At 44.4% G+C, this 19,845-nt stretch carries 13 protein-coding genes; all 13 read right to left on the minus strand.

Annotated elements, in window-relative coordinates; genetic code table 11:
• Positions 1-53: 53 nt before the first annotated feature.
• On the minus strand, positions 54-1,589 hold the full coding sequence (locus tag G4420_RS00705) for an alpha-N-arabinofuranosidase (RefSeq protein ID WP_163321711.1): 1,536 nt from the start codon (positions 1,587-1,589) through the stop codon (positions 54-56).
• A gap of 44 nt (positions 1,590-1,633) precedes the next feature.
• Complete coding sequence (locus G4420_RS00710) at positions 1,634-2,902, minus strand: glycosyl hydrolase family 8 (RefSeq protein WP_204273556.1); 1,269 nt, start codon at positions 2,900-2,902, stop codon at positions 1,634-1,636.
• 46 nt (positions 2,903-2,948) lie between these two features.
• Positions 2,949-5,396 carry a glycoside hydrolase family 95 protein gene (locus G4420_RS00715; protein WP_163321713.1) on the minus strand — a complete coding sequence of 816 codons (2,448 nt, stop codon included), beginning with the start codon at positions 5,394-5,396 and terminating at the stop codon, positions 2,949-2,951.
• A gap of 49 nt (positions 5,397-5,445) precedes the next feature.
• Entirely contained in the window at positions 5,446-6,798 is a 1,353-nt protein-coding gene (locus tag G4420_RS00720; RefSeq protein ID WP_163321714.1) for a family 43 glycosylhydrolase, read from the minus strand.
• 45 nt (positions 6,799-6,843) lie between these two features.
• The gene (locus G4420_RS00725) at positions 6,844-8,916 is read right to left on the minus strand and encodes an alpha-glucuronidase (protein ID WP_163321715.1); all 2,073 of its coding nucleotides are present in this window, start codon (positions 8,914-8,916) and stop codon (positions 6,844-6,846) included.
• Between the two features lie 26 nt (positions 8,917-8,942).
• On the minus strand, positions 8,943-10,898 hold the full coding sequence (locus G4420_RS00730) for a glycoside hydrolase family 97 protein (RefSeq protein WP_163321716.1): 1,956 nt from the start codon (positions 10,896-10,898) through the stop codon (positions 8,943-8,945).
• Between the two features lie 311 nt (positions 10,899-11,209).
• Positions 11,210-12,100: a poly(ethylene terephthalate) hydrolase family protein gene (locus tag G4420_RS00735; RefSeq protein WP_163321717.1), complete on the minus strand. Its 891-nt coding sequence runs from the start codon at positions 12,098-12,100 to the stop codon at positions 11,210-11,212.
• Between the two features lie 33 nt (positions 12,101-12,133).
• Positions 12,134-13,699, minus strand: coding sequence for a carboxylesterase/lipase family protein (locus G4420_RS00740; RefSeq protein WP_163321718.1), 1,566 nt, complete (start codon positions 13,697-13,699; stop codon positions 12,134-12,136).
• Between the two features lie 110 nt (positions 13,700-13,809).
• Positions 13,810-15,000, minus strand: a complete 1,191-nt coding sequence (locus G4420_RS00745; protein ID WP_163321719.1) for an esterase — start codon at positions 14,998-15,000, stop codon at positions 13,810-13,812.
• Between the two features lie 18 nt (positions 15,001-15,018).
• Positions 15,019-16,191 carry an alpha/beta hydrolase-fold protein gene (locus G4420_RS00750; RefSeq protein ID WP_204273557.1) on the minus strand — a complete coding sequence of 391 codons (1,173 nt, stop codon included), beginning with the start codon at positions 16,189-16,191 and terminating at the stop codon, positions 15,019-15,021.
• Positions 16,192-16,201: 10 nt separating this feature from the next.
• Positions 16,202-17,344 (minus strand): alpha/beta hydrolase-fold protein, encoded by a 1,143-nt coding sequence (locus G4420_RS00755; protein WP_163321720.1) that lies wholly within the window; start codon positions 17,342-17,344, stop codon positions 16,202-16,204.
• A 3-nt stretch (positions 17,345-17,347) separates the two neighbouring features.
• Complete coding sequence (locus G4420_RS00760) at positions 17,348-18,472, minus strand: alpha/beta hydrolase-fold protein (protein ID WP_163321721.1); 1,125 nt, start codon at positions 18,470-18,472, stop codon at positions 17,348-17,350.
• A 162-nt stretch (positions 18,473-18,634) separates the two neighbouring features.
• Positions 18,635-19,831 (minus strand): alpha/beta hydrolase-fold protein, encoded by a 1,197-nt coding sequence (locus G4420_RS00765; RefSeq protein ID WP_163321722.1) that lies wholly within the window; start codon positions 19,829-19,831, stop codon positions 18,635-18,637.
• Between the last annotated feature and the right edge of the window lie 14 nt (positions 19,832-19,845).

A 19,845-nucleotide genomic window follows, 5' to 3' on the forward strand; every position in this document is an offset into this window, starting at 1 on the left:
AGAGGAAACTCAAGCGCTCCCTCTTTTTAACTATCCTATAAAACTATGTATTCCTATTTCAGCTGAACAAGCACAACTGATTTTGCAGGTAATTCAAAAGAAATTTTACCATCTTTTGGTTTTGGTATGTTAAACTCTTTGAGGCTAACGGTTTCGTTTTTACCAAAATCATTAAAATCGTTTATACTCTGCGAAGTAATAATCTGTCCGCTCGCTGTTGAAATTTCGTCGGTTGGTAGCGATAATTCAACATTTTCGCTATCGTTCGGATTAAGGTTACACAAGGTAATTGAAATTACTCCATCTTTTGTAGATGCTGAGGCATTTACGACCGGAACCGACTCCCCGTTCATTTCGTACTTGCTGGTTTTAAGGTTAGCAGGTATTAATGTTGCATCCTGGTGTACACTGTACATTTTAAATACGTAATAGGTTGGGGTTAAAACCATTTCATCGTCTTTGGTTAAAATAACCGATTGCAGCACGTTAATGGTTTGTGCAATGTTCGACATTTTAACACGATCGGCGTGATTATTAAAAATATTGAGGTTTATACCGGCAACCAGTGCGTCGCGCAAGGTATTTTGCTGATACAAAAATCCGGGATTGCTTCCGGGCTCCACATCAAACCAGTTTCCCCACTCATCAACAATTAAACCAACACGCTTATTAGGATCGTATTTATCCATAATAGTTGAATGTTTTTGGATCAGTTCATCCATAAACAAGGTTTTGCTGAGTGTGGTAAACCATTCTTTTTCATCAAAATCAGTTGCCGATCCTTTTTTGCTCCAGTTATGTGTAATGGTATAATAGTGCAATGATAATCCTTGCATCAGGTTTCTTTTATCCTGCATTTTTTTCATTAAAACATCAGTCCAGTTATAGTCAATATCGCTGGCTCCACAAGCAATTTTATATTCAGCTCCACGGCTATAAGTTGCAAAGTGTTTGTAAACATCGGCATAATACTCAGGAGTCATGTTACCACCGCAGCCCCAGTTTTCGTTGCCAATTCCCCAGTACTTAACATCCCATGGTTCTTCGCGTCCGTTTTTCTTTCTTAAATCGGTCATCGGGCTAATGTTCGATGATGTTACGTATTCCATCCATTCCGAAGCTTCACGAACAGTACCCGATCCTACGTTTACATTTATGTATGGTTCGGCATTTATCAAATCACAAAAATCAAGAAATTCGTGTGTTCCAAAGCTGTTGTCTTCGGTAACACCACCCCAGTGTACATTTACCATCGATGGACGTTCTTCGCGCGGGCCAATGCCGTCTTTCCAGTTATAGGTATCGGCAAAACAACCTCCCGGCCAACGTAACAAAGGTATTTTCATATCGATTAGAGCTCCGGTAACATCATCCCTAAAACCACGGGTATTGGGGATGTCTGAGTCTTCGCCAACGAATATTCCGCCATAAATACATCGGCCCAGGTGCTCGGCAAAATGACCGTATATTTCTTTATTAATTTTTGTTTCCGCCTGATCTGAATACAGCGTAATTTTGGTTTGGCCAAATAGTACATTCGATGTAAGCACTAACAAAACGGCCACTGTTAATTTCATTCTAGTCATCATTTGATATTATTTTTTAGTTGGAATTCAAATTATTTCATTTCTCATTATTGGTGCTCAGCGGGTAAAATTGCCTGGTAATTTCCGCTCAGGTGCATTAAGCTGAACAGGTATAACAAACCATCGTAATACGGATCGAAATATCCATCTTCATAAGGTTCCAGTTTGGCGTTCCAGAGTTTATGTACAAAATCAAACTCCGGATCAACCTCATCAACCATAGAAAGCGTTGCCGAAGTAGCGACTAATCCCAGCGAATGGCGTAATTTTCTGAAACCACCAGCCTGAAGTATCCACTCGGGTTTTGTGCCGTCGGGGTTGTACTGATCGGCAAAGTCGTTAATTCCCTGCGATCGCAAAAATCCCTGGAACCGCCCGGCATAATCTTCCTGCCAGTTTTTGTCTTTGCCAAACCAAATGTAGTCCATGGTAATATTCATGGGTACCCGCCACGAGTCATAGCGAAATGCCTGAGGCATCCAGCGGGCATCGTGTTTCGATCCATCAAAGTTGGCATAATCGTAATTCAGTCCGGTTTCAGGATGGCAGGCCCGGTGAAGAAAAACCCGTGCCGTATCGGCACAATCGCGGTAAAACTGCACGTGCCCGTCGTTGGCAAAATCGGCCCATACTTCCATAAATGCCGGTACATGATACGATGGGTCAGTCCAGTTGTAGCCATCCCCTTCGGGAACAAAGCTAATTTGTTTATGCTCAACATTGATAATGTGATGTATTCTCTCGGAGCCGTCTTTTTCCCACATGGCGTCTAAAATACGGCGTGCTTCGGCGTAATAATCAATTCCGCTATCGTTGCCCCAACGGTTTGATGCAAACAACAGTGAGGTTACAAAATACAGCTCGCCATCCGAGGCCGAGCCTATCGAGTTCATTTTATTTGTTTCCGGATTAACGCTCCATGCAAAATAGGCTTCGCGTGGCCCCGACTGATGTTGCATATACTTTTTGCTCCATCGCCAAAGTTTATCAAAAACATCCTTTTTATCAAACTGAACAGCCACCATCAAACCATACGAAAGGCCTTCGGTTCGTGCATCCTTATTTTTAATATCTGAAACGTAAGCCAGCGAATCTTCAACCTCGAAATAAATACGATTGGGTCCCTCAAAAAGATCGGAATACGCTTTTTTCAATTTCTCATCAATGTCTTTTTGTGCATACCCGGCTTCTGCAAAAAGGTTTCGGTACTTACCGGTGTAATAGGCCCCTTGTTTGTTATCCTGCTGCTGGCCGAATATATTGGTTGCCGGTAACAACAGCAGTATTGTAACGAAAAGACAAAGTGTTCTTCCCATTTTTTTAATCATTGTAGATTTTAAGTTATGTAATGTTTTTTGCATTCTATAATTTCATTAGAAGTATTTCCTGACCGGCAATTGTTTCCAAATCATACTCATATACTTTTTTCAACTCCGGCAGTTTCACTTCTTCAGCATTTACTTTTGGCTCCTTTATTTTAGGAATGGAATAAAACGGATTTGGATTTTCGCCGGTAGCCTCTTTCAAACCGTCACCAGTTAAAGGAACATAAGAACGAATACGGCAATTTCCGCCCAGTTTCGATCGGATAACCGCGGTTTGTACTTCACCATTCTCCCATTTTATGTCTACTTCAAAACCTCCCCGAGCCACCAATCCGCTCACCGATCCATTACTCCATTTTGACGGAAGAGCCGGAAGCAAGTGAATGGCTCCGTGCTGACTTTGCATCAACATTTCGGCAATTCCTGCTGTGCAACCAAAATTCCCGTCAATCTGAAAAGGCGGGTGCGCATCAAACAGGTTCGGATAAGTACCACCGCTCATTCTTCTGCCGCTACGCGCAACAGGTTTTAGCTGGTCGGTAATTAGTTTGTAGGCATGATCACCATCGAGCAAACGTGCCCAAAGATTTACTTTCCATCCCATCGACCAACCGGTTGATTCGTCGCCGCGGGCTACCAGCGAAGTGCGTGCAGCCTCAAATAATTCGGGCGAATGGTAAGGTGATATTTGGTTGGAAGGGTAAAGTCCAAATAAATGCGATATGTGCCTGTGATGATCGTTGGGATTATCCCAATCGTACATCCACTCCTGCAGTTGGCCCCAGTTTCCAATTTGCATGGGAGGCAGTTTCTGCATGGTAGCCTTTATTTTTTCCACCAGGACTGTATCAGTTTCTAAAACTTCAGCGGCTTTAACAGTTATCGAAAACAAATCGAAAAGCAGCTGGTTATCCATGGTTGTTCCGGCGGCAATATTTGATCCGTGACCTGCCGGAGTATTTTCGGGTGAAACAGAAGGCGAAACCACCAGCCATCCATTTTCGGGTTCTTCAATCAAAAAATCAAGGAAAAACAATGTTGCTCCTTTCATGGCCGGATAAACACTTTTCAGGTATTCTGTATCTCCGTTATAAGCATATTTATCGTAAAGATGCTGCGATAACCATGCACCACCCATTAGCCACATGCCCCAGGTAGCGCCATCAATTGGCCCGTTAATACGCCAGATATCGGTATTATGGTGCAATACCCAGCCATTGGCACCGTACATATCCTGCGCAGTTTTTTGGCCGGTTTCCGATAATTCTTTTACCATCTGAATAAGCGGTTCATTCAATTCGCTCAGGTTGGTATTTTCCGATGGCCAGTAATTCATCTCGGCATTAATATTAACCGTGTATTTACTGTCCCACGGCGGCATTAACTGGTCGTTCCAAATCCCCTGCAAATTGGCGGGCTGACCACCCGGGCGCGACGATGAAATAAGTAGGTACCTGCCAAACTGAAAATAAAGCTCCACCAACTGCGGATCGTCTGTCGTTGCAAATTCTTCCACCCGAACATCCGTCATTTTATTAACCGATTCGGTTTCTCCCAAATCAAAATCAACTCGTTTAAAATAGCTCTGGTAATCAGCGATATGATCATCTAATAAATCCTTGTATTTTTTCTGGATGGCTGCCTGCAAATATTGGGTTGCACGCTCGTTGGCATTTCCACTAATATCGTTGTAATTGTTAAAATTGGTGGCCATCGAAATAATGATGGTTGCCGCTTTTGCGTTACTCACAGTCAGCTCCGATTCATCGGCTGTAACTTCTCCACCTTCGTTTAGTATTTTTACCCGGGTTTCGAATTCTACAGCTCCTTTAACACCTTCATGGCTACTGGTAACTCCTGTCATCACCAACTCGTCGTTTCCGTTGGTGGTAACCGTGACCTTCGTAGGCCGGTCAAGCGTTGCCGAAAAGTTCAATGCACCTGATTTATCTGCAGAAATATGCGCCACAATAACCTGGTCGGGGAAAGATGAAAACACCTCCGTTTTGTAATTTACTTCTCCAACCTGGTAGCTTGATGAAGCCACAGCCGTTTCCAGATTCAATTCACGCGAATAGTTGCTTACATCTTGGTGCCCTTCAAAGGTCAACTTCAGATTCCCTGCAGTTTGGTAGGGCATTCCATGCGATTTTTTGGTGATAAAATCACGATTAACGAGATCCTGTGCTTCTTTGTATTTTCCATCGAAAATCAACTGACGCACCTTTTTTAATGATGCTTTGGCATCCGGATTATCGTTTCGGTTGGGTTGTCCGGCCCAAATGGTATTCTCGTTTAACTGAATTATTTCGTTTTCAGGGTTTCCGTATATCATCGCCCCCAAACGGCCATTTCCAACCGGAAGTGCTTCAACCCATTGTTCTGCCGGCTTATCGTAGCGCAGCTTAAGTAAAGTTTCGTCTTCGGGTTGTTGCTGTGCGCAGGCACAAAAGGCAATGAATAATAAAAATACAAATCTCTTCATCTTTCCAGATTATTAACCCTCTTCTTACAAAGAGGCATTTCTTCTTGTTCTATTCAAAACTTATCCAGTCTATTTCCACCGGATTATCGTTCGCCGCCACCACAAAAATATTATGGATACCGGGCTCAACTTTGTTTATTTTTGTTTTTGATACGGTCATTTCTTTACTTTCCGGCACATTTATTTCAGCCAGAACAGGGCCATCCACTGCATCAATTCTCAGTTCTACTTTTCCACCGTTTAGTGCACCGGCATTCACCACAACTTTTCCGGTGTTCTTCTTTTCAAAGTTTACCGTGTTGTATGAAATCCAGGCACCTTTATTGGCCAGGGTGGTTTTCCATCCTGCGAAAGTATTGGTGGTATCGTTAAAAGCTATTGTTGCGCCATTTTCGCTTATTGCGCTGTAGCGGTCGAGCTGAATTTTACCGGATGCCGGGGTTACACCAACACCTCGTTTGGTTGGAATAACTTTTTGAATGGTTCCATCGGCATTAAAAAACAGGCTATCGATACACACCGAACGGTTCTTATCAAAATGAGGTGAATAATCGTTATGGTGATAGAACAAATACCACTGATCGTTATATTCAACCAACGAATGATGGTTAGTCCAGCACCCTGTTTCCGATTTGTCCATAATCACTCCGGTCATGGTAAACGGGCCTTCGGGGCTATCGCCCATGGCGTACTCCAACCGTTCGGTATCGTTTTCCACATGAGGAAAAGTGAGGTAGTACTTTCCGTTTCGCTCAAAAACAAACGGGCCCTCTTTCATTCCTCTTTCGGGCAAATTGGCAATGGCAACCGGCTTCGTTGCCAGTTCTGTCATGTTCTCTTTTAGTTTTGCCACGTAAATGTTGCCCATCGAATAATATAAATAAGCTTGTCCGTCTTTGTCGATCAAAACATTTGGATCGATACCAAAAATACCTTCAATAGCATTTTCCTCCGGAACGTAAGGACCTTCAGGTTTATCGGCTACGGCCACTCCAATTCCAAAACCTTTGCGCCCGTTAGGGCCCGCTACATTTTTATTGGCCGGAAAGTAGAAATAATATTTTCCGTTGCGCTCGATACAATCAGGTGCCCACATACTGTGTGAGGTAGAATCAACCCAAGCCACTTTATTCTGGCTAACAATTACGCCATGGTCGGTCCATTCGCCAAGATCTTCAGATGAAAACACATGGTAATCGGGCATACAAAACCAGTTCTCGCGCAGGTTCTTATTAGGCGGAGCCGGAATGTCGTGCGAAGGAAAAACGTAAACCTTTCCGTTCATTACACGTGCCGTAGGATCGGCCGAAAACTGATCTCTTATTATCGGATTTTGTGCCAAAACCGTAAATGCCGGTACTACAAAGAGCAGGGCAAGGATAAAGTATTTTTTGAAATTCATTTTAATTAGGTTATAGGTATAATTATTTTCAACTTGTGATTCTAACTACCGACTCCGTCGAACCCGCTGTCTGTCACGTTCGAGCAGCTCATCCAGGTTAAATAATGGCCGTTCCAGTTCATAAGGGATTGGTTGTTTACTGAATTGCTGAAAATACAGCAAACAGGCGTCTTTCCATTCCTGTGCATTCATGCCCTGTTCCGTAAGTTTATGCTGAACTGCTGCAAATCGTTCCGCATCGACAAAACGTTCTGCCTTGTCCCAAACCCGCTGAAATTCGCGCACTTGTTTCACTCCTTCGTCATACCGATAGCATAGCTCATTCCAAAGCGTTCTGTTATTTTTCATTTTATGATCCCACGAAACATGGTGAAACCAAAGCAAATACGCCTCGGGACAGGTATTCAGGTCGGCTAACTGGCCGGCAAGCGGCTCGTGGTATTGGCTAATTGCATCGCTGCCCGAAGCCGTACGATCGAATCCAATTCCTAAAGAATCGGCCTGATGATAATACGGAGGAGTCCAGTCTGCACGCATACCACGTGGAGCCCACCATGGCCCGGGGCCGTAATGTGCGTGTGCTGAGAAAATATGATGAAGCCCCAAAGGCATCATGTAATTAACAGTAGCTTCATGACTGTTGAGCATCATTTGTTTCACGGGTTGTAAAAACGACGGATTCCACTCCAGGTCATAAGAGCTTGTTTCTTTATCAATATTTTGTGGCCCGAACGTAAGTTTCAACCATTCATCGGCTATTTGTGCACTGCTAATCGAATGATCCCAGGCTTGCCGCCCAAAAGCATACCAGTTGGCCTGAGCAAAATCGTGACCACACCAGTTGGCATCGAGCCCGATGTTTGCAACGCCCGCAATAGCGCTGTATTTCTGATTAAAAAGACTGCCATCGGTGCAACGGGCAACCGTACTGCCTGCACCTTCCTGCCAGGTTTCGCTTTTTAGAAATTCTTCCCACATGGTAGCCAGAAAAACCAGATGCACCGACTGTCCGAGATATTCCTTTGTAACCTGCAATTCGGGCATTACAGTTGTCTTTTTCATGGCACCAAATAAGGGGCTAAACGGTTCGCGTGGCTGAAAATCGATAGGACCGTTTTTTACCTGAATGATCACATTGTCATGAAATTGTCCATCCAGTGGCATAAATTCATTGTACGCTTGTTTGGCACGGTCTTCATCCGATGGATCATAAACAAAGGCACGCCACATTACAATACCGTTGTAGGGTTCGAGCGCTTCGGCCATCATATTGGCACCATCGGCATGGTTACGCCCAAAGTTTTGTGGTCCGGGCTGTCCTTCGCTGTTTGCCTTTACCAGGAAACCACCAAAATCGGGAATTAACGTATATATTTCTTTTACTTTCTCCTTCCACCAGGCTTTTACAGCAGGATCAAAAGGGTCGGCAGTTTCGAGGCCACCAATTACTTCAGGCGAAGCAAAGTTAACAGCCAGATAAGTTTTTATTCCGTAAGGGCGCAGTACATCGGCAACAGCTTTTGCCCGCTCCAAAACAGGTGTTGTTAATACGGATGGTGAAGCATTTACATTGTTCAGTACGGTAGCATTAATTCCTACCGAAGCATTGGCACGGGCATACTCTTTCCAAAGGTTTAAATCGCCTGAAGTAACTTCCAGAGAATCGATTCCACGCCAAAAAATGGAACGTCCGGCGTACCCCCGTTCAACGCTTCCATCCAGGTTATCCCAATGGTTTAGTATGCGCAAATTATACGACGGATTTACAATTTCTTCAGCTATTGATTCACCGCTTTGTTGCCTGCGCAAAATTTCGAAAGCGCCGTATAGTAAGCCTGCATCAGTTTTGGCTTGTATACTTTTATCGTTTATACGAAAGCCATCGTTTTCCAACAGGTCATCTTTTACAATCTTCAACTCAATAAGCTGACCGGCTTTTCCCTGCCAACCATTCTTTAGTTCGTTAATTGCAATGTCGATGGTAGGCGATTTTTTTGAACACCTCACTTCAACCGGGATAGTGCTATTGGCTCTCAGCCACAGCTTGTGACCATTTTCGGCCCCTACTCCGGTGCTTATTAAAACAAATGCAAAAAGTACTGTCAGTAACTTGATCATTCTCTTTAAATTTCTTTTTGTCAATTCTATTTCTGGTTCACGATCAGTAGCCCGCCATTGCCCGGAATCGAAATATTTATTTCCTGACTTTTCGCCAGTCGTTCCGTTTCAAGCTTTCCATTCAAAGCTGCATCGTCGCTATATATCTGATAGTTACTTCCGGCAGCTATCATTGGTAACTTTATCGTTAACTCCTGGGTTTCTTTCTGTGCGTTAATACCGGCCACATACCAGGTATCGCCATGTCTGCGTGCCAAAACCACATATTTCCCGGGATAACCGTCGATAAAACGTACTTCGTCCCAGGTGGTAGGTACTTCTTTCAGAAAATTAATGGCCCACTCAGGGGCATCAGTAAGGTTATTGGGCGCCAGTGCAAAATGCTGAACTGCACTTTGAAACAAAACAGCTGTTGCCAGGGCATAAACATCCGAAGTCATTCGCTTTGTTCCTCTTCCCGGCGTATTGTTGGCATTGTAAAACTCGTTTAGGGCACTTCCTCCAAAATCCATGCTACCAACGGCATTGCGGATAAATGGATGCAAACAGCCATTTGTGGCTTCGAGATCGCAGCTTCGTTGACCGAAATGCAGATTTTCGCTGGCACGAACAGCTTCGGAAGAGGCAAAGTTCGGAAACATGCGTTCCCATCCACGTGGTAAAGTACAACCGTGAAAAACAACCAACAGACCGTAATCATTGGCATCGTATAAAATGTCTTCATACACCTTCATGGTTACCTGTTTGTCGCCACCAAAAAAATCAACTTTAATACCGCGAATTCCAATTCGTTGCATCCAGGCCATTTCTTTGCGTCGGATAATGGTATTATCCATAATTCCACGTGGCCCCTGCGGAGCATCGTTCCAGTAACCGTTCGAATTGTACCACAAATACAAAGCAACATCTTTTGAAGCTGCATATTTTGCCAGTTCTTCAATTTTATCGCGACCAATCTGCGTATCCCACAAAGCATCTACCAGAACGGTTTCAAATCCCATTGCAGCACTAAAATCAATGTATTCTTTTTGAACATCAAAAGTTGTTGCACCGTCCATTTTTATGATCCAACTCCAACTTCCGCTTCCGTATTTATATTCTTGCGAGGCCTCGTAAAGTGGCTCCACAACATCGAAAGGAATGGTGGTTTCTACAATAGGTGCCAGCGTTTCGCCAACGGTAATGGTTCGCCAGGGAGTAAAACCCGGCAAGGGAATTCCGGCAGTGTTGGTGCCGTTCCCGTTATTTTCTTCTTGTAAAGGATATGCAATCGAGTAGGTTTTGTCTTCATTTCCAACCAGACGGCTGGCACAATAACGGCTGTCGACTCCGGTTTCCGATATCAGTACCCAACCGGCATCGTTCACTTTAAACAGACAAGGGAAAGTGTATCCAAATCCCCATCCGTTTTTCCCCATTTCATCATCGAGGGTATAATCAGTTTCGTAACTTGGAGCGGTGCGGGCAAAACCGGTCATGGGTTTCATTTGCGGGCACAAAAAGGTTGTTGTTCCTTCGGGGAATACAAATCCTGTTGATTCGCTGTTTACCACACAACTCCGGGTTTCTTTTTGCGGATGCACTTTATAGCGAAAGGCTATATTGTTATTGCTTACCTGAAAGACAACATCTAAAACTGTTTTTTCATCTTTCTGAAATGAAAAAACAGCTTCGTTAGCCTTGTAATCTACCTTGCTTTGTTTGATGTTTCGAAGTTCGTATGAGTCGTGTATCTCACTTCTTTCAATCGATTCGGAAAGGGTAAGTTCCTGGGTAAAATCGCCAATATTGGTTTCCATTCCAAGAGGCGATTCTTTTATGAAAGTTTTACCGTTTAACAAAACGCTATAAACAGGTACTCCATTATCTATTTTTACTGAAACAACAAGTTTTCCATCAGGACTTGTTATCTGATTTTGTTGAGCTGAAATTGGGCCAAGAATAAGAATAAAAAATATTGCCAGAATATAATTTTTCACCATCTGTTTGAATTAGTTTTAATTGATTTAGTTTTCTATATATCTCTCTCACCAACCGCCTGCTTCTTTCATTTCATCTGACTCCGGAAACAAACGATTCTTTCAAAAATTAAAGTAACCTCAATATCACCGATTATATTTTTTATTTTAGATAATCTAATTCTAATTTTAGATATTATTTGAAAATTCCGTTGGAATTAGCCCCAGCCAGCAAGCCTTTAAGCAAATTTATGAATAAAAAGGCCTCAAAATGGAATACGCAACAATCCGCTTCCGGGTCTGTTGCATATTACATTGAGGCCTCCGTTTAAGTTCTAATTTTTCGATTCAAATTTCCATTCATCATCGTTACACAACCCGCAGTCGTCGCCTACAAACATTTTCGATGCTTCCTCATCGCCTTTCATCTGCCAACGGTACCAGGCGGTTGCCACTTTTGCAAATTCGCCACCATGCGGCTCACGATAAGTTCCGCCATGGCCCACATCCAAATTTGCCACATATACCGGCACATGGTTGATACGTTTGTAATCGTCCATTCCGTTGTTGTAGGCAATATCCGTTTCGCCACCCAAAAGGTAAAGCGTAGGTGTATGTAACTTTTTGAGGTCGTCTTTTACCAAAGCCGGCATTCCCGGCATACCTCCGCCCGGAGTTGGTAAAACACCGCTGTTGCACACCACCACAGTCGTAACACGCGGGTCGGGTGCCATTTCAAGGGTTTGTAGCCCTCCGCACGACATTCCGCTTACAGCGATGTTTTCCACATCTACTTTTTTGTAATACGGACTGTTTTTATCGTTGTTTTGTGCGATAGCCCAATCAATGGCATCGGTTAACTGCGACGATTGTGAACGGCCACCGCCACGTTCGCCTTCTGCCGGCATTGGGCCAATGGCAATTACCAAAAATCCGTGCGATGCCACTTCGTTTAGAAAGTTAATGTGCTCCCATGGCGAGTTGGCACAAGCTCCGTTTCCCCAGGCAATAACAGGCAATTTGCTTTTCTTACCAAAAACACTCAAATCCTGTGGCCGGAAAACGGTGTGTGTTGCCAGCGAAGGCTCAGAAATCATAATGGCTTTGTATTCGCCGGTTCCGCCGTCTTCAACCACTCGTGAAGCACTTTCCTGTGCTGTAAGCTGATTGGCAAACACTGCCGCCAATGCAATTAGTAAAAATAAAACTCTGTGTATTTTTTTCATTTTAATTCTGATTTATATTTTATACGTCTATAATTATTCAAGGCTATTTACCCATTCTTTGCCTTCGGTCGAACGTCGCCACTCAAAGTACTCGTTCAGGACCTCTAACGATGCTGCACTTGGCACCTCACCCACAAATGGTGTTGCCCCTTTTAAGTACATCACATCGGGATTTTCGTTGCTGAAAACCGGCCATTCAGGAACTCCTTCACCATTCGGGTTACCATACTTTGCAAAGTTGGTCCAGTAATCAACCATTACTTCCGAAAGTGCAAGGTCTGATTCATTCTCATGCTGATCTTCGGGCTTCAATCCAAACACAAAGGCAACATCCTGCCCATGTGGCGACCCATATCCGTAACGAGGCGAATCTTCAGGGTAATCGGGGTGCTGATCAAAATAATACAAATACACATCCGATTGTCCGGTTTCCGATTGCAAACGCGCCCAACTCCAAGTATGCCATCCAAAAGCGGCATCGCGCGACAGGTCGCGTGCAGTTTTAGGAACCGTGTTTTCACCTGCCGGATAAGCTTCAATCAACTTGTCGGCAAATTTTCCATATCGCGCTCTTACCCCGGCATAATATTGTTCGGGTTCTCTTTCGCGCGAGAAACTTGCTCCCTCATCCGAATTGTACCCGATAAGCACAGGTACATCGTTGTATTTTCCTTCTTCGTAAAGTTTATACTGATCGTCGGGGATTACATAACCATCAACAATTGGCCATCCGCCGGCCATACCAAAACCGCTTGGCACTTCGTCGGCATCCAAAGCACGAAGTTCGGCCAAACTGGAAACGCCTGCTTTTTGCATGTACTCCACACCATCGGCTTCTGCCTTTTCCAGTGTTTTCATGTTTTCGCCCGGGAACGTTCTTGGACGGGTCGGTCCAAACGAACCGCCACTTTGAGAAATGGCACCGCTAAAAAGTCCTTTTGCCAAAGGCGATGTACACAACATGCTTACAGAAATACCTCCGGCCGATTCGCCAAAGATGGTAACTTTAGCAGGATCGCCACCAAAAGCGGCAATGTTATCCTGTATCCATTGTAAACCGGCAATCTGGTCGAGAATTCCGTAGTTTCCTGAAACATGATTTGGGCTTTCGGCACTCAATTCGGGGTGCGCCAAAAAGCCAAACTGATTTACGCGGTATGCAACACTTACCAAAACTACGCCCTCTTTTGCCAGTATCGTTCCATCGTAATACGAAGTTGCTCCGCCGCTAAAACCTCCGCCGTAAATCCAAACCAACACGGGTAGTTTTTCTTCGGCCGACATTGCCGGAGTCCAGATATTCAGGTACAAACAGTCTTCGCTTTTTCCAGCCGGAGGATTACCGCCCTGCATGGGAGAAGGTCCAAATTCTTTGGTTTCTTTTACTCCCTCCCACTTTTCTGCAGGTTGTGGTGCTTTCCAACGCAAATCACCTACCGGAGGTGCGGCAAACGGCACGCCTTTAAAAATCCGAAGCCCATCTTCGATGGTTCCTTCTACAATTCCCTGTTCAACTTTTACCTGCTCGGGCGGAAGTTGAGAACAGGCATTCATTAAAACAATGATTGTAATTGCAATTAAATAGAATGTTTTTTTCATTATTGATAGCTATTAAATTTCAGTCTTTTAGTTTGTATTATCAGACTTCGACTACGCTCAGTCTGACTGTCACCCTGAGCGTAGTCGAAGGGTAATTATTGTATTGTTTGCTATTTCCAGAGATTTGGCAGAAACCTGTAATACAATAAGTGCCTCCAGGTTGACCAATCGTGGCCACCACTGCCGCCCACATAATATTCGTATTCGATGTTGTGATTGTCAAGTGCCTTACACAATCCATCAACTCGCCGGCTAAAAAATCCTTTGGCTTCTTCCGTTCCCTGTCCTATAAAAAGATAATCTACTTTGTCGTTTACCTTCGGATCGGTCAGAAAATGTTCGAGCGTAGTTTCGGCTGTTACGTCACCCGCGCTAAGAATTCCAAAATTCGCAAACAAATCGAGCGAACGGAAACCTATAAACATGCTGTGCCGTCCACCCATTGACAAACCTGAAATGGCACGTCCTTTTGGATTTTGGATGGTGCTGTAACTTGCATCAACCAGCGGAATCACATGGTTACGCAGTTCTTTTTCAAAAATATCGAAAGTGAGCTCGGTATGCTGTGGATGATTCCGGTGAATTACCTGGTTGTTCGGAATAGCGATAATCATCGGTTCGGCTTTCCCTTCGGCCAGCAAATTATCCAGAATCAGGTTGGCACGGCCATCGTAAATCCAGTTTGATGGCAATTCGCCGCTCCCTCCCACAAGATAAAGCACCGGATATTTTTTGGAAGCATCGTAACCCGGAGGTGTATACACATACATTTCGCGCTCGCCATTGGTAACATCCGAATGATAAATGTGGCGCGTAACGTTTCCGTGAGGTACGTTTTTGGCATCGTAATACGCCGGGCCGTCGCCGTGTACAATCAACTGACTATATGGTGGCATGGCCGTAAAAGCGGCCATTGTATTGCTCGGGTCGCAAATTTGCATGCCGTCAACATTAAAATGGTAAGCATACATATCGGGTTTAAAAGGTCCCACGGTTACCGACCAAATTCCATCTTCTCCTTTTACAAGCGGAAGTGGCTCACGTCCTCTGCCAAGAGCGGTAAGAATCGTTCCATCAGTAATTGTAACCACCTTGGCTTCGGGTGCTTTTAATCGAAAAGTCACCATATGGTCATCGTGTACTTCGGGCGAATTTAAAGGCGCACTAAAAGGAATCAGTCCTTCGGTGTCTTTCTGCGGGTTATAATCGAGGTTTACATTGGCCTGCTGTGCTTGTGAAACTAACGGGCACACAAACAATGAAGCAACAAAAATTAGTAGTAGATTCTTTATTCGTTTCATAATTTAGATTTTAGTTTTTTACTGAAATACTCTTGATGCAAAATCGAGTAATGACTTTCGCCAAACCTGCCATTCGTGGTCGCCGGGAAAAGAATTGAACTCCACATCCAGGCCGCTATCGCGCATTGTTTTTACCGCCTTTTTGGTATGCTCAATACGCATGTCCTGCTCGCCACACGAAATATAGAATAAATCCAGGTTTTTATTGAATTTTTCAGACTCTGATAAAAGTCCCGGAATTTCTTTTTCGGCATCAAAACCACTTCCCGAAGTTCTGATTCCGCCGAACAGCCCGGTGCTAAACACACCAACAGAGCCAAAGAAATCAGGGCTTTCCAGACCCACGAAAAACGCTTGACCACCTCCCATCGACAGCCCGCAAATGGCACGATTTTTCGCATCTGCCAGTGTGCGGTAATTCTTATCGATAAACGGAACAATATTTTTCGTCATTTCTTCCTTGAAAGGAACCATTCCCTGGCTGCTGTAACCGCCAAATGCTCCGCCGGGAGCTCTTACGTTTCCGTTGGAAATTACCACTATCATTGGTTTGGCTTTTCCTTCGGCAATCAGGTTATCCAGAATAATATCGGTTTTTCCCTGTACAGCCCAGCCGGTTTCATCTTCGCCGCCACCGTGCTGAATATAAACTACCGGATATTTTTCGCGGGTATTTTTATCGTAGCCCGGAGGCGTATAAACAAACAGGTGCCTCCAGTTTTTGGTGTATTCCGAATAATAGTATTTCGAACTTAAAGCGCCGTGCGGAACATCTTTTATTTCATAAAAATCAACTCCTTTTTCAGGAATATCAATGGCGCTGGTCATTTTTCCGGTTCCGTAAAACGACTGGCTCGCCGGATCAGCAACCGGCACATCATCAATTACCAGAAAGTAATAATGAAAGCCGGGAACAATAGGCTCGGTACGAACCGACCAAACGCCGTCTACACCTTTTTCCATGTCGTACTTTTTACCAAGATCGATCTGTACTTTTTGGGCGTTGGGCGCTTTTACCTCAAACATTACTGAGTTATCGGGCATGATGCACGGGCATTGGTTGGCGTTGTTATTGGTAGGTGCCGAAATGGAATTTTCGGGCATTTGTGCCGACACAAAACCAGCTAGCAAACAAAACACCAGCAACAGTTTAGCTCGTTTGAAATCCGGTTTATTGAGTAAGTTATTCATTTTTCAGTTTTTATTTGAACAGCAATTGTGCATACTCGTGCAAATCCCTGCGCCAGGTCAACCATTCGTGAGCGGTTTCAGGAGATTCATAATAGCTATATTTGATCCCCTGTTTTTCGAGCATGTTGCGGAAAGCCCCGACAGAACCCGGAAATGGTTCGGGCTCTTTGGTTCCCAATCCCAGCCAGAAAACTTTTATCTGGTCATTTACTGACTTTCCGTTTTTGAAGGCTCCGTTTAAGAACGTTTCCACATTAATTTCGTCGGAACTGGGGTAATTTGAAGTACCGCTAAAACCGCCGTAATACGCAAACTTATCGAGGTTGTTCATACAAATCCGCATGGTTTGGTTGGCGCCCATCGACAAACCGGCAATAGCCCGGTGTTCGCGATCAGCAATTGTTCGGAAACGTTTATCGATCATTGGAATGATTTCGTTGAGCATCACTTCTTCGAAAACCATTGCCGGACGACCACCTCCTGAAGTTTGAGGCTTATAGGCATAGCCGTTGTCCATAACAATAATCATGGGCACCGCTTCATTCGAGGCAATCAGATTATCCAAAATGCAGTTGGCATGTCCTTGTCCGGGCCATCCGGTTTCGTCTTCAAAACTTCCGTGCTGAAGATACATTACCGGATAACGTTTTTCAGGATTATCGGTGTACTCGGCAGGCGTATAAACAAAACAACGACGAAATGCTTGGGTAATTTCTGAAAAATAGTTTTGCTCGCTAACCAAACCGTGCGGCACATCTTTTAGCGCATAAATATCCCTATCATCGGCCGGAATTTCAATACCACTTCCCCAGCGGCCGGCACCATAAAAATATTTGGTTCCGGGATCGGGCACGGATGCGCCATCAACATTTAACTGGTAGTAGTGAAAACCAACATCCTGCGGTTCCGATTCACCGGTCCACACGCCGTTTTCGTCTTTTTTCATTTCATATTTTACGCCGCCAATATCGAGCCTCACATTGTTGGCTTCGGGTGCTGAAATCTGTGCGCGAACCCGGCCCTCAGAATTCACCTGAGGATATTGTTTGCCGGGCTGATTTACCGATGATGGCTGAAAATCCTCAACCACATCCTGAGCGGCACAAATTCCGCTGATAAATAAACCTGCAATTAGTAAGAATGTATTCTTCATACCTTATTCTTTAAACAGTAGCGGAGCCATTTGATACAAACTTCTGCGCCAGGTTTGAAACTCGTGAGCAGTGCCTTCGGAAACGTAGGAAACCGCATTGTAACCGGCATCTTTTAAAGCCGCCACCGCATTTTTAACGCCATCCGGACGTTCTTTGCTACCGCAGCTGATAAATACCAGTTTCAGGTTCGAATGATCTTTAAGATCTTCCGGAGCATAAACACCACCACTTAGCAGGGCATAATGCGAAAACACCTCCGGTTTGTTTAAGGTGATATCTTTTGTTTCCATACCACCCATCGAAAGGCCGGCCATTGCACGGTGCGCCTGATCAGGTATTGTACGGAAATGCTCGTCAACATATGGAATCAGCTCATCTACCAAAACGGTTTGAAACGGAGTGATGTCGAAATTGCGCAAACCGCCAAACTTAATTTCGTTGGTCATGCCATAGGTATTCACAATAATAAACGGATCGATTTTACCTTCCGCAATCAGGTTATCCATAATCAGGTTCGCGCGTCCCTGGTTCATCCAGGCAGTTTCGTCTTCGCCCCAACCGTGTTGCAAATACAATACAGGGTAGCGCTCCGACTGATTTTTGTCGTAACCAGGAGGTGTGTAGACAAAAGCCCTGCGCGAAGTTTCTGTACTTGGTGAAGGAAAAAGCACCTGTTGAACATATCCGTGGGGAACATTTTTCAGGGCATAAAAATCCTGGTCGTGTGCCGGAATTTCAATACCACTCTCCCAACGAACCGAACCGTAGTAGTTCAAGGCACCCGGATCGTTAAAAACACCACCATCGATGGTTACATGGTAATAATGAAAACCTTCGTCCATTGGTCCGGCAGTGGTTCCCATCCAAACGCCATCGTCGTTTTTTGTAAGTGGAGTTCCGCCTCTTGTTCCCCCCAAACCAAGGCTCACCACCACACTTTGTGCTTCGGGCGCTTCAATTCGGAAACGAGCATAACCCTGCGAGTTTACCATGGGATATTCTTTCCCGGGCTGGTTTAAAACTGAAGGTTTAAAATCTTCTTTTATGGCCGGGTTTTCGCTTTGAGCTACACACAGCGTAAGCGAGAAAATAAAGAACACTATTAGTGTTGAAATATATTTTTTCATGTTTTTTAGATTATATGTTTACAGTTGATAGTTTACTATTGATTGGCAGAATTAATTCACAAGCCATTGGTTCACAGTTCGACTCCGCTCACTGTGACAGTCAGTCTGAGCGAAGTCGAAATCTGGTTTTTAGCTTTTTTTACTAATCCTACCAGCATGTTTTTAGTTTTTGAATAATAAAGGTGCAAACTGATAAAGGCTGCGACGCCAGGAGTGCCATTCGTGTGCAGTTCCGGGCGACACATAAAAATGGGTGTTCATACCGGCTGCTTTTAATGCTTCGGTGTTCGCTTTCGGATCGCCGCCAAAACCCATTCTGCGGTTATCGAGCTCGTGGCTGCCATAGCTAACAAACAACAGTTTTACATTCTCCTTAAAAGCCGGTGAGTTTTCAACGTCTTCAGGGCTTATGCTTCCGCCGCTAAACATGCCAACCTGTTTAAATACCTCAGGATTGGCCAAAGTAATCAGTCGTGTTTGCATACCTCCCATTGATAATCCGGCCATAGCGCGGTGGGCAGGGTCGGCAATAACGCGGTAGTTAGCTTCCACATAAGGAATCAGATCGTTAAGCAATACTTTTTTGAAATCGGCAGAAAAATCAAAACCGCCCATCGGTCCGCCTCTTCTTCTTTGTGTTGAATCGGCTTCGGCTCCTCTTTCAGGTCGCGGCCCGCGTGGCCTTTCAAAATTTACGCTGCTGTTTTCCATAACAATGATAAACGGAAGCGCTTTCCCTTCGGCAATTAAATTATCCATAATCAGCCCGGCATGTCCCTGGTTTCCCCAACCGGTTTCGTTTTCGCCCATACCGTGTTGCAGGTAGAGTACAGGATAGCTTTTCGACTGGTCTTTTTCATAACCGGGAGGCGTGTAAATGTATGCACGACGAACTTTGTCCGATGATTTGGAATGATAGTGCACCTCGCGTAAATCGCCATGAGGAACATCTTTTAAAGCAAAAATATCCTGGTCGTCGGAAGGAATTTCAATACCACTTCCCCAACGGCTGGCTCCGTAAAAATACAGGCTGTTTGGATCGGGAACCGCGGCTCCGTCAACCCACAACTGGTAGTAATGAAAACCAACGTCCTGTGGTGCCGATTCGCCGGTCCACACACCGTTTTCGTCTTTTACCAAATCGTATTTCACTGCGCTGATATCAAGCTGAACTTTTTCAGCCTCAGGTGCCGAAAGTTGTACACGAACCCGTCCTTCGGAATTTACCATGGGGTACTCCTTCCCGGACTGATTTACTGACGAGGGTTTAAAATCCTCCACTACTTCTGATGACGATTGTGCGAAGCTAATTCCACTGGCCATCAAAAGAATAACGAATATGTTTAAAAATTTAGACATCATAATTTGTTTGT

This window comes from Draconibacterium mangrovi, from assembly GCF_010586825.1.
Lineage (GTDB): Bacteria > Bacteroidota > Bacteroidia > Bacteroidales > Prolixibacteraceae > Draconibacterium > Draconibacterium mangrovi.